This is a genomic window from Enterobacter sp. WCHEn090032 (assembly GCF_003986875.1).
GTDB classification, from domain to species: Bacteria; Pseudomonadota; Gammaproteobacteria; order Enterobacterales; family Enterobacteriaceae; genus Enterobacter; species Enterobacter sichuanensis.
This window is the reverse complement of the sequence record NZ_RXRN01000003.1, coordinates 113,690-125,027: the sequence shown is the minus strand read 5'-3', so window position 1 is coordinate 125,027 and position 11,338 is coordinate 113,690. Positions and strand designations below refer to the sequence as shown.

General features: G+C 54.9%; 14 protein-coding genes. 6 read left to right on the top strand and 8 right to left on the bottom strand.

Annotated elements, in window-relative coordinates:
- Positions 1-18: 18 nt before the first annotated feature.
- Positions 19-465, bottom strand: a complete 447-nt coding sequence (locus tag EKN83_RS03645; RefSeq protein WP_025755973.1) for a YccF domain-containing protein — start codon at positions 463-465, stop codon at positions 19-21.
- Between the two features lie 122 nt (positions 466-587).
- Between EKN83_RS03645 and helD the strand changes: the two genes are divergently transcribed.
- Positions 588-2,642, top strand: a complete 2,055-nt coding sequence (gene helD, locus EKN83_RS03640) for a DNA helicase IV (RefSeq protein WP_126800354.1) — start codon at positions 588-590, stop codon at positions 2,640-2,642.
- A 58-nt stretch (positions 2,643-2,700) separates the two neighbouring features.
- Here the strand turns inward: helD and mgsA are convergent, their stop codons facing one another.
- On the bottom strand, positions 2,701-3,159 hold the full coding sequence (gene mgsA, locus EKN83_RS03635) for a methylglyoxal synthase (protein WP_025755971.1): 459 nt from the start codon (positions 3,157-3,159) through the stop codon (positions 2,701-2,703).
- An 80-nt stretch (positions 3,160-3,239) separates the two neighbouring features.
- On the bottom strand, positions 3,240-3,902 hold the full coding sequence (gene csgI / locus EKN83_RS03630) for a curli synthesis inhibitor (RefSeq protein WP_126800353.1): 663 nt from the start codon (positions 3,900-3,902) through the stop codon (positions 3,240-3,242).
- A 173-nt stretch (positions 3,903-4,075) separates the two neighbouring features.
- Between csgI and EKN83_RS03625 the strand changes: the two genes are divergently transcribed.
- On the top strand, positions 4,076-4,489 hold the full coding sequence (locus EKN83_RS03625) for a CoA-binding protein (RefSeq protein WP_126800352.1): 414 nt from the start codon (positions 4,076-4,078) through the stop codon (positions 4,487-4,489).
- Positions 4,490-4,524: 35 nt separating this feature from the next.
- Here the strand turns inward: EKN83_RS03625 and hspQ are convergent, their stop codons facing one another.
- Genes hspQ through EKN83_RS03610 form a run of 3 tightly spaced genes read right to left on the bottom strand, consistent with a single transcriptional unit; the run spans position 4,525 to position 6,478 of the window.
- A complete protein-coding gene (hspQ, locus tag EKN83_RS03620) occupies positions 4,525-4,842 on the bottom strand; it encodes a heat shock protein HspQ (RefSeq protein WP_045284700.1) in 318 nt (105 codons plus the stop codon).
- Between the two features lie 60 nt (positions 4,843-4,902).
- Positions 4,903-6,093: a 23S rRNA (cytosine(1962)-C(5))-methyltransferase RlmI gene (rlmI, locus tag EKN83_RS03615; protein WP_126800351.1), complete on the bottom strand. Its 1,191-nt coding sequence runs from the start codon at positions 6,091-6,093 to the stop codon at positions 4,903-4,905.
- Positions 6,094-6,151: 58 nt separating this feature from the next.
- A complete protein-coding gene (locus EKN83_RS03610; RefSeq protein WP_126800350.1) occupies positions 6,152-6,478 on the bottom strand; it encodes a hypothetical protein in 327 nt (108 codons plus the stop codon).
- Positions 6,479-6,622: 144 nt separating this feature from the next.
- Here EKN83_RS03610 and EKN83_RS03605 point away from each other — a divergent pair, with 144 nt between their 5' ends.
- From EKN83_RS03605 to yccX, 3 genes are read left to right on the top strand one after another with little or no spacing between them, the layout of a single operon-like run.
- Positions 6,623-7,180 (top strand): kinase inhibitor, encoded by a 558-nt coding sequence (locus EKN83_RS03605; protein WP_126800349.1) that lies wholly within the window; start codon positions 6,623-6,625, stop codon positions 7,178-7,180.
- Positions 7,181-7,190: 10 nt separating this feature from the next.
- The gene (locus EKN83_RS03600) at positions 7,191-7,979 is read left to right on the top strand and encodes a helix-turn-helix transcriptional regulator (RefSeq protein WP_045284697.1); all 789 of its coding nucleotides are present in this window, start codon (positions 7,191-7,193) and stop codon (positions 7,977-7,979) included.
- 11 nt (positions 7,980-7,990) lie between these two features.
- Positions 7,991-8,272 (top strand): acylphosphatase, encoded by a 282-nt coding sequence (gene yccX / locus EKN83_RS03595; protein WP_025755965.1) that lies wholly within the window; start codon positions 7,991-7,993, stop codon positions 8,270-8,272.
- On the opposite strand, the gene tusE is transcribed toward yccX, so the two are convergent.
- Complete coding sequence (tusE, locus tag EKN83_RS03590) at positions 8,269-8,598, bottom strand: sulfurtransferase TusE (RefSeq protein ID WP_025755964.1); 330 nt, start codon at positions 8,596-8,598, stop codon at positions 8,269-8,271. The two genes, yccX and tusE, sit on opposite strands and share 4 nt — an antisense overlap.
- An 86-nt stretch (positions 8,599-8,684) precedes the next feature.
- Positions 8,685-9,344 carry an FtsH protease modulator YccA gene (gene yccA, locus EKN83_RS03585; RefSeq protein ID WP_013097244.1) on the bottom strand — a complete coding sequence of 220 codons (660 nt, stop codon included), beginning with the start codon at positions 9,342-9,344 and terminating at the stop codon, positions 8,685-8,687.
- A gap of 270 nt (positions 9,345-9,614) precedes the next feature.
- Here yccA and EKN83_RS03575 point away from each other — a divergent pair, with 270 nt between their 5' ends.
- Positions 9,615-11,243: an ABC transporter substrate-binding protein gene (locus tag EKN83_RS03575; RefSeq protein ID WP_047958183.1), complete on the top strand. Its 1,629-nt coding sequence runs from the start codon at positions 9,615-9,617 to the stop codon at positions 11,241-11,243.
- Positions 11,244-11,338: the final 95 nt, after the last annotated feature.

Here is an 11,338-nt window from a genome sequence, read left to right as displayed (position 1 = left end):
AACGCGGCCAGTCCTTATTTACTGAAAACGACGACGAGCATTTGCTTCACGCGCGGCCTGGGCCACTTCTACCGAAACCACCCTGCGCCCGACGGGCCAGAGAGCGATCGCGGCGATCTTGAAATTCGCAAGTCCCACCGGAATACCGATAATCGTGACGCACTGCGCAATCCCCGCAAAAATATGCATGATGCACAGCCACCAGCCGAAGAAGATCAGCCACAGAATGTTCAGCAGGGTCCCGCCCGTATTCATCAGGGCGTTTTTGCTCTCCGGATTCAGCTCGTCAACGTGGATGGCCTCATTCCCGTAGGGGACAAACGAGAGTTTGGTGATCTCCCAGCAGGAACGGGTCAGGGGAAGCGTGAAAATCAGAACGATGCTCACCAGCGTGGCAAAAAGCCAGGAAAGGGTGGTGGCAAAACCGCCCAGCACAAAATTCAACACATTCAGAACGGTACGCATAAACCCTCACTTCCTTTCGATAAATTAACGCCCAATGATTGTAACGTTTTTTTAGGCTGGAGCACCTTAAAACTGGCAGTTAAACTATCAGACAAATTATCTCTTCGTGGATTTGGCGGGACATGGAACTGAAAGCAACTTCAATGGGCAAACGCCTGGCGCAACACCCTTACGACAGGGTGGTTCTCCTTAATGCCGGGGTGAAAGTCTCCGGAGAACGCCACGAATACCTTATTCCGTTTAATCAGCTTCTGGCTATCCACTGCAAACGCGGGCTGGTGTGGGGCGAACTGGAGTTCGTTCTGCCAGACGATAAAGTCGTGCGACTTCACGGCACCGAGTGGGCGGAAACCCAGCGCTTCCACCATCACCTGAACGCGCTCTGGCAGCAGTGGAGCCAGGAGATGAGCGTGATTGCGTCCCAGGTGCTGCAGCAGGTGCTGGACGACATCGCGCAAAGCAACGCGCAGCAAACCTGGCTGACCCGTCAGCAGACGGCCGGGCTACAGCAAAAGATCAGGCAGGCACTCTCGGCGCTGCCGATATCCGTGACGCGTCTCGATGAGTTTGACAATTGTCGTGACGCCTGGCGCCAGTGTCAGGCCTGGCTGAATGACGTGGATAAAAGCCGGCTTGCCCATAACCAGGCTTGGACGGATGCCATGCTTACCCAATACGCTGATTTCTTCAGTACGGTGGAATCTTCCCCCCTCAATCCGGCGCAGGCGCGTGCGGTGGTGAATGGTGAGCAATCGCTGCTGGTGCTTGCGGGCGCCGGAAGCGGTAAAACGTCGGTGCTGGTGGCGCGTGCTGGCTGGCTGCTGACGACCGGAGAAGCCGTACCCGATCAAATTCTGCTTCTGGCTTTTGGCCGCAAGGCGGCTGAGGAGATGGACGAGCGTATTCAGGCGCGCCTGCATACCCGGGATATCACCGCCAGAACCTTCCATGCGCTTGCGCTGCATATTATTCAGCAGGGCAGTAAAAAAGTGCCTTCCATCAGTAAACTGGAAAACGATACGCAGGCGCGTCAGGCGCTGTTTATCAAAACCTGGCGTCTGCAGTGCAGCGAGAAAAAGGCGCAGGCGAAAGGATGGCGTCAGTGGCTGGAGGACGAGCTCAACTGGACGGTACCAGAGGGCAGTTTCTGGCAGGATGACAAACTGGCGCGCCGGCTGGGGTCGCGGCTTGACCGATGGGTAAGTCTGATGCGAATGCACGGTGGGTCGCAGGCGGAGATGATTGAGAGCGCGCCGGAGGAGATCCGCGATCTGTTTTCAAAGCGCGTCAAACTGATGGCGCCGCTGCTGAAAGCCTGGAAAACGGCGCTGAAGGAGGAAAACGCCGTCGACTTCTCCGGGTTAATCCACCAGGCCATTATCATTCTTGAGAAAGGGCGTTTTGTCAGCCCGTGGAAGCATATTCTGGTGGATGAGTTTCAGGATATCTCCCCGCAGCGTGCCGCACTGCTCTCGGCGCTGCGGGCGCAGAATAAGCATACCTCACTGTTTGCGGTGGGGGACGACTGGCAGGCCATCTATCGCTTCAGCGGCGCGCAGCTCTCCCTGACGACCGCGTTCCACCACTATTTTGGCGAAGGGGATCGCAGCGATCTGGACACGACCTACCGCTTCAATTCCCGAATCGGTGAGATTGCTAACCGCTTTATCCAGCAGAACCCGCATCAGCTGGCCAAGCCGCTCAATAGCCTGCGGTCTGGTGATAAAAAAGCTGTCACCCTGCTGGCGGATGATCAGCTGGAGCCGCTGCTGGACAAGCTCAGCGGCTATGCGAAGCCCGATGAACGTATCCTGGTGCTGGCGCGTTACCATCACCTCAAACCTGCGGCGCTGGAAAAAGCCGCCACCCGCTGGCCGAAGCTGCAGATTGAATTTATGACCATTCACGCCAGCAAAGGTCAGCAGGCCGATTATGTCATCGTGGTGGGGCTGAAAGAGGGGAGCGATGGGTTCCCGGCTCCGGCTCGCGAGTCGGTGATGGAGGAGGCCTTACTGCCTGAACCGGAAGACTTCCCGGACGCCGAAGAGCGGCGTTTGCTGTATGTGGCCATGACCCGTGCCCGCCACCGCGTGTGGCTGCTGTTCAACAAAGAAGAGCCATCCGTATTTGTGGATATCCTGAAGAGTATTGATGTGCCGGTGGCGAGAAAGCCATAACGACGACGGGCAAAGAGGAGCAGGCCGGGTAAGGCGTAGCCGCTACCCGGCAAAAAAACTATTTCAGTCTCTCGGAAAGATAGCGCTGATAATCCGGAATAAGGATCTCAACCGGGGAGTTAAACTGCGGGGATTCAATAATGAAATCCGCCGTCGAGAGGTTGGTCGCCACCGGGATATTCCACACCGTCGCCAGACGCAGCAGCGCTTTGACATCCGGATCGTGCGGAACCGCATTCAGCGGATCCCAGAAGAAGATCAGCACATCAATCTTTCCTTCGGAAATCTGCGCCCCGACCTGCTGATCGCCGCCCATCGGGCCGCTCAGCATGGCATTTACCTCCAGACCCGTTTCGCGCTGAATCAGGTTACCGGTTGTGCCGGTCGCCGACAGGGCGTGCTTTTCCAGCAAAGACTGATGGCGGCGAACCCAGTTAAGCAGCATTTGTTTACAGTGATCGTGCGCAACCAGAGCAATGTGTTTACGTTCCGGTAGCGTGCGTGTTGTCAGTTCCATAATCATATCCATCAGGTTAACTGACTACACGATGACGGGAACCGCCTGACGCTGCAAGAGCAAGGCGTAAAAAATGTGGCTTATGAGGAAGGTTGTTGTTTTGCCCATTGTAAAAACCGGGCGCGCGTATCGGGATCGGCCTGCTGAAACCAGAATTTGAGGCGTTGTTCCGTCAGGGTCTGGGACTGAGGGGGAATAACGTCCAGCTCAGAGACACCCGATAACAGCGTACTGTCGTCAGCCATCATGGTGGCAAACTGCGGAAGCGAGGCGCGTTTGCCTGCTTTGTTATAGGCCTGGGCCGCGGCCTCGTAATCCGGTCCTTTCGGTGAGGTAGTCAGCGCCAGAATATCCAGTTTTACCGGAATCGGCATTGCATCCCCGTCCAGCAGTTCAATACGCGGTGACGTGTCAAAGGCCGCACTCTCTTTCTCTGTTTCAATACGCGGCAGGGTAATGTTGACCTGACTGATTTGCCGGGTATTAAAGCTGACAATCAGCGGCGGGGAGATGTACATCCTTTGCTCATGATTGGCGAGGCCGATCGATTTTTCCACCCGGAATACCAGCTGATGCGGGCCGTTATCCAGCTCGATGCTGTCGGCACCGCGCAATAAGGAGCTGGAGACCTTTTTTCCATCCAGCACCAGGAGATCAATATCGCCAGAGAGCCGAAGCGTGGTAGCAAAGACGCAAACCGGCATCACTAATGCAATCAGAGCAGTGGCAATACCGGTTTTCATAGAAGGCTCCTGTCAGAAATTCTGTCGGCGCATGAATGTATCTAAATTTTTCGATAATCACGTTTATTAACATATAGACATATTTGGCCGTTTTGCCCTCATACATCTGTATGGGATGGATGGTTGAGATGTGCCCTTTGGCGTACACTTTGAAAAAAGCCAGGAGAAAAACCATGAAAGAGAACGATATTGCCGAGATTTTGACATCCACGCACACCATTGCGCTGGTGGGCGCGAGCGATAAACCCGATCGTCCAAGCTATCGGGTCATGAAATACCTTCTCGATCAGGGTTATCACGTTATCCCTGTCTCGCCGAAAGTGGCCGGTAAAAGTTTACTGGGCCAGCAGGGCTACGCCACGCTCAACGACGTACCGGAAAAAATCGATATGGTGGATGTTTTCCGTAATTCGGAGGCGGCGTGGGGCGTGGCTCAGGAAGCCATTGCGATTGGGGCAAAAACGCTGTGGATGCAGCTCGGGGTGATTAACGAGCAGGCCGCGGTGCTGGCGCGTGAGGCGGGTCTGAAGGTGGTCATGGACCGCTGCCCGGCCATTGAAATCCCCCGTCTGGGGCTGGCGAAGTAATAAAAAAAGCCCGTTCATCGGGCTTTTTTACACGCTTAGTTCCGCAGGCGCGGAGCCTGTAACTGTTTGCGGATTGTCTGAGCCAGTTCATCCATCGTAGGTTGCTCCGGATGTTCTTCCCGCAGTTCACTGCTGAGCTGCGCTTCAGCAAGATAGGTGTGAACGGGTTGTCCGTCATCACCTTCCATTACCACATGGTACCATGGCGCGGCGCGAAGCTCGGCGTTCACCGCCAGCTCGTCTGCTGACGGTTCATCAAGGGAATACTCCGGGTCGATATCCACGACCACACCCAAATACCCTAGCAAAGTGTGGCGGACCTGCTGGCCGATACCGAATTTGCTGGCAATCATAGTCACCTCCCGGGAAATACGACTTACACGTTATGTGCGGGCAATATTTCTCTTTTCAAGTTACATGACGCGACAGGCAAACCCTTTCAGATAGAGCCCTTCCGGGTAGGTAGCAATCACCGGGTGATCGGCTGCCTGACGGAACTGCTCTATAAATTGTACATCACGACCAGCATCTATTGCGGCATCGGCGATGATTTTTTGGAATAAATCGGTGGTCATCAGGCCAGAGCAGGAGAACGTGAGCAGGACGCCGCCCGGATTCAGCAGCTGGATGGCCAGCATGTTGATATCTTTATAGCCGCGGCAGGCGCCCATCAGCTGACTTTTGTTTTCGACAAACTTCGGCGGATCCATCACGATAACGTCGAACGTCTCGCCCTGATCGCGATATTTACGCAGCAGCTTAAAGACGTCGTCACGAATAAATTCGGCTTTGCTCAGATCAAGCTTATTCAGCTCGACGTTCTGTTTCGCCACGTCCAGCGCTTCCTGTGAGGTGTCCACGCTCACCACCTGGGCACAACCGCCCATCAGCGCTGAAACGGCAAATCCGCCGGTGTAGGAGAAGCAGTTCAGCACGCGTTTGTCGGCAACGTACTGACGCGTCGCCAGGCGGCTGTCGCGCTGGTCGAGGTAATAACCCGTTTTGTGTCCGCCCTGAATATCCACCAGCAGCTTCATGCCGTGCTCTTCAATCGGCAGCAGGGCAGGCGGCAGTTCACCGGTCACAGGGCCTTGCGTCAGCTCCATGCCCTCTTTTTTGCGCACCGCCACGTCGCTGCGGTCGTAAATGGCGCACTGTGGGAACAGTGTTTGCAGGGCACTAATCAGCGCGGCACGCTGATATTCCGCCCCGGCGCTCAGAAGCTGCAGCACCAGGAAGTTGCCGAAGCGGTCAATGGTGACGCCCGGGAGACCATCAGACTCACCGGCAATCAGGCGGTAGCTGTCCAGCCCGTCGCGTTTTGCCAGCCAGTCGCGCCACTGCTGCGCCTGCTGCAAACGGCGAACGAAGAAGTCGATATCAATGGTTTCATCTTTATCGAAGGTCCAGACGCGGGCACGGATTTGGGACGCTGGCGAGTAGGCGCCTCGCGCTAACCATTTCCCCTGATGGTCAACGATATCAATGGTTTCACCGAGGCTGGCTTTGCCTTCCATGCGGGCAACCGCGCCGGAAAAGACCCAGGGATGACGGCGCAGTAAAGACTTCTCGCGCCCTTTGGCTAACACTAAACGTACACTCATAATTTGCTGTTCTGTCGATTTCAGGGAAATGGCGCGTAGAGTAGCACATCAAAACGGATCAGAGCTTCTCAAAATCTCTGATGATTTTTCGATAACGCCAGGATTTATAGGACAGCACAGGAGGTTGTGCGAGAGTCATAATGCTAACCCCTACGATGATCGCCAGCCCCCACGCCAATGCCCTGACAGGTGAACTGAAAACGACAAGAACAATCAGGAACATGAAGCATACGCTGATTACCCAGAGTAGGGTATTGAATCGACGGGCGAGATCGTAAACTGCTTCTTCAGGCGTTCCACCGTACCTCTCAACGTTATTTTTTATCTTCTGCAAATCAGACAGTGTAAAACCAGAACGCAACAGGTCTTCATCAGTAACATTCATATCGTTTTCCTTTCGCGCATAGCATTCCAGCAATCATCTGCGGATACCCTTGAGCGTTTCGGCACAAAATCAAATCGCTTAGGCACATTACACGATTGCCGAGGGATATACAGTGGGGCTTCCAGTACAGCAAAGGGATCCCCCATGAAAAAGCACAGTGTGATAGCAATAGCTGCTCTGACGGCAATGAGTTTTCAGGTTTTAGCCGCAACGCCTTTCAGCATGACCAGCCGGGATATTTCCGGCGAACGGCGGTTAGCGTCACCGCAGGTGTTTGAGGGATTTGGCTGCCACGGTGGGAATACCTCGCCACAGCTGGCGTGGACAAATCCGCCCGCGGGTACGAAAAGTTTTGCCGTCACGGTCTATGACCCGGATGCGCCTACCGGCAGCGGCTGGTGGCACTGGACCGTAGCCAACATTCCCGCGAAGACAATGACGCTGCCCGCTGGTGCCGGTAACCCAAATGGCGAAAAATTACCTGCCGGCGCTGTGCAGGGGCGTAATGATTTCGGGTATTCTGGATTCGGCGGCGCATGTCCGCCCGCAGGAGATAAGCCTCACCGCTATCAGATGACCGTCTGGGCGCTGGACGTGGATAAACTGCCTGTCGACAACAATGCCAGCGGTGCGCTGGTCGGCTTTATGCTCAATAGTCATGTTCTGGCAAAGGCGCAGTTAACCGCCACCTACAGCAGATAAGGATGAACCGGTGCAGGAGTTTCATTTTCGACATAAACATCTCACGGCGGGTGAAGTGACTGCCAGCAAAATGCATCGCCTGCACCAGGTTAAACTCTTTTTTCCGGCCATTTGTCATATCACGCACGGCAGTAAGGTGATTGTGCAGGACGACAACCGTCTGGTGGCCACCCGGGATGAACTCATCATTATCCCTGCCAATACGGCGATGGAGATCATCAATCAGCCTGCAAACGGTCTGTTTCACTCGGACTTGCTGATGTTATCGCCGGAAATCGTTGCCGGGTTTAAAGCGCATTACCTGAAATCCTGGCCGCGCACGACGCTGCATTCGCTCTGCGCTCCGCTGAGCGAGGGGCTGGCGTTTATGTGGGATAACCTGCTACACGCCGTGCGTCAGGATTTACCGGAGGCGCTGCAAAAACATCAGGCCTTCGGTCTGTTGCTGGCATTGCTGCATGACGGCGTGGCAGGTCCGCTGCTTATCGAGCGAAGTAATAACCTGACCGAGCAGGTGCGACAGTTCATTATGCTGTCGCCTGCCAGAGCCTGGACCGCGCAGGACATTGCCAGTCGTCTCGCCCTGAGCGTGCCGACGCTGCGCAGACGCTTACGCGAAGAGTCGCAGAGCTTTCGTCAGATTGTGGAGGAGGTAAGGATGGCCGTGGCGTTGTCACAGCTACAGTCAACCCGATTACCGATTGGCGAAATCGCATTACAATGTGGGTATCTTTCCAGCTCTCGTTTCACCGCCCGTTTCCGGCAACACTATGGCTGTTTGCCGAAAACGCTACGTTAAGGAGAAGAAAAATGGCAAAAGTCTGCACTATTGCCTGGGTTCACGGCATCGTTCAGGGTGTGGGGTTCCGCTACAGCACTCAGCGCGAGGCCGTTCAGCTTGGGTTAACGGGATACGCGCGTAACATGGATGACGGCAGCGTTGAAGTAGTCGCCTGTGGCGAAGCGGAGCAGGTCGACAAGCTGGTGGCGTGGCTGAAAGCGGGTGGGCCGCGCAGCGCACGGGTTGATAAGGTCTTAACGGAACCGCATCAACCCGGCCGGGAGTACGTTAACTTCGGTATTCGCTATTAAATGCACTTCACCGGTTTAGGCAGGCCGGCAATTTTGGTGGCCTGTTTTGCCGGGCCTTTCGGGAACAGGCGATAGAGATAGCGGCTGTTGCCTTTCTCTTCACCGAACTTATTGGCCATCGCCTTGACCAGCATGCGGATGGCCGGAGAGGTGTTGAATTCGAGATAGAACTCGCGCACAAAACGCACCACTTCCCAGTGTTCGGGGGAGAGGGCGATGCCTTCTTTCTCAGCAATGACTTCTGCCAGCGCTTCGTTCCACTGGCCACTTTCTTTCAGATAACCGTCGTTATCGGTCTCGATCTCTTTGCCTTCAAAACTCAACATAGTCATTCACGCGTCAGTCAAAAACGCTGCAGTGTACCAAAAAACAAAGCCCCGCATAAGCGGGGCCAGGTTCACATCGTTGCGGCTTAATCCCGGCTGGCAAAGCCCAGGATGCTCAGCAGGCTGACGAAGATGTTGTACAGCGAGACATACAGGCTCACGGTGGCGCGAATATAGTTCGTCTCACCGCCGTGAATGATGTTGCTGGTTTCATACAGGATTGCGCCGGATGACAGCAGGATAAACACCGCGCTAATCGCCAGGTGCAGGGCAGGGAGCTGCAGGAAGATGTTAGCCACCATACCAATCAGCACCACCACGATACCCGCCATCAGCATACCGCCGAGGAAGGACATGTCCTTGCGGGTGGTGAGCACGTAGGCCGAGCAGCAGAAGAACACCAGCGCGGTTCCGCCCAGCGCCATACCAATCACATCGCCCATGCCGGCGGACAGGTACGCGTTCAGGATTGGCCCCAGGATGTAACCCAGGAAGCCGGTGAAGGCAAACGCGGAGAGAATACCGACCGGTTTGTCAGCGGTTTTGTAGGTCAGGAACATCAGACCGTACATTCCCACCAGCGTCAGGATCAGCCCCGGGGACGGCAGCATCAGCACGGTGCTGGCGGTTGCGGTGATCGCCGAAAACGCCAGCGTCAGGCTGAGCATGAAATAGGTATTGCGCAGCACCTTGTGGGTGCTGAGTAGCGATGTGCGGTCGCGGGAAGAAGTAATTATACGATCCATGAGTCACTCTCTTATGACAGATGTAATTAACGGAAAGAATAGGAAACGGCGCGTCACTCTCAAAGTGGTTTTACCCATCTTTACTCAGCAGGTTAGGGCGGAAGCTGGTTGTTTCTTCTGCATAAATACGTTTCACCAGTATGAACAGCGGTTTGACGCGATTAATCAGATCAACCTCTTATAGGTTACTGAAAATTATTGCGTTATTACCATAAGGCCGCTAAGAGTTATTTCCGGATCGTCACAAAAACAGACAATAAGGCGAAGGAAATGAAACCTCAAACACGCACGCGCTTTACGCTCTCTTTACTTACCGCAGGGATCCTGTGCGCCAGCACGGCAACCTGGGCGGCGAACGTGCCGGCAGGAACGCAGCTGGCCGATAAGCAGGAACTGGTCAGGAACAACGGTAATGAGCCGGCCTCGCTCGACCCGCATAAAGTCGAAAGCGACGTCGAATTCAATATTATCAGCGATTTATTCGATGGGCTGGTCAGTGTCTCCCCGGCGGGGGACATTCAGCCACGGCTGGCGGAAAAATGGGAGAACAAGGACAACACCGTCTGGACGTTCCATCTGCGTCCGGGCATCACCTGGAGCGACGGCACTGCCATCACCGCGGAAGATGTGGTCTGGAGCTGGCAGCGTCTGGTTGATCCTAAAACCGCTTCACCGTATGCCAGCTATCCAGGCAACATGCACATTGTGAATGGTGCGGATATTGCGCAGGGGAAAAAAGCCCCCGATACGCTGGGCGTTAAAGCGATAAACGACACCACGCTGGAAGTCACATTGACGCAGCCTAATGCGGCATTCCTGGCCATGCTGGCGCACCCGTCACTGGTTCCGGTGGACAAAGTGCTGATTGGCCGCTTTGGCGACAAGTGGACCAAGCCTGAACATATCGTCACCAGCGGGGCCTATAAGCTGTCCCAGTGGGTGGTCAACGAACGCATTGTGGCGGAGCGCAACCCGCGCTACTGGGATAATGACCATACCGTGATTAATAAGGTGACGTATCTGCCTATCACCTCCGAGGCCGCAGATGTGAACCGCTATAAAGCGGGCGAAATTGATATTGTCTACACGGTGCCGATCAACCAGTTCGCTCAGCTCAAAAAAACGCTCGGCAGCGAGCTGGATGTCTCTCCGCAGCTGGCAACCTATTACTACGAATTCAATACCACCCGGCCGCCGTTCAACGACGTCCGCGTGCGAAAGGCGCTGAACATGGCGCTCGATAAAGACATCATTGCCGGGAAAGTTTTAGGGCAGGGGCAGCGTCCGGCGTGGCTCATCAGCCAGCCGGATATCGGTGGAGTTAAGTTACAGAACCCTGATTACGCCAGCTGGCCGCAGGACAAGCGCATCGCTGAGGCGAAAAAATTGCTCGAAGCGGCCGGGTATAACGCCAGCCATCCTCTGCGCTTCAACCTACTTTATAACACCTCTGAATCGCACCAGCGTATTGCGATTGCGGCCAGCTCTATGTGGAAAAAGAACCTCGGCGTGGAGGCGAAGCTGCAAAATCAGGAGTGGAAAACCATGCTGGATACCATGCATACCCACAACTTTGACGCGGTGCGTTACGCCTGGATTGCCGACTACGACGACGCGGCGACCTTCCTGAACAACTTCCGCACCGGTGACAGCGAAAACACCAGTCAGTACAGCAATCCGGAATACGACCAGGCGCTGATGAATGCCGCAAAAGCCAAAACAACGGAAGAGCGGGGTAAGTTCTACCAGCAGGCGGAAGATCTGCTGGGACGTGATGTGCCCGCCATTCCGGTGTATCACTACGTCCGTACGCATCTGGTCAAACCGTGGGTGGGCGGATTTACGCCGGATAAGCTGGGGTACTATTACACGAAGGACATGTACATCAAAAAACACTAAGCCTGTGCTGATAAAATCGTCGATGTGTTGTCAGTTCAACCGATTAAACACGTTTTGACTATTTTTACAGCGAACGAATGCCGCGACTCTTTACA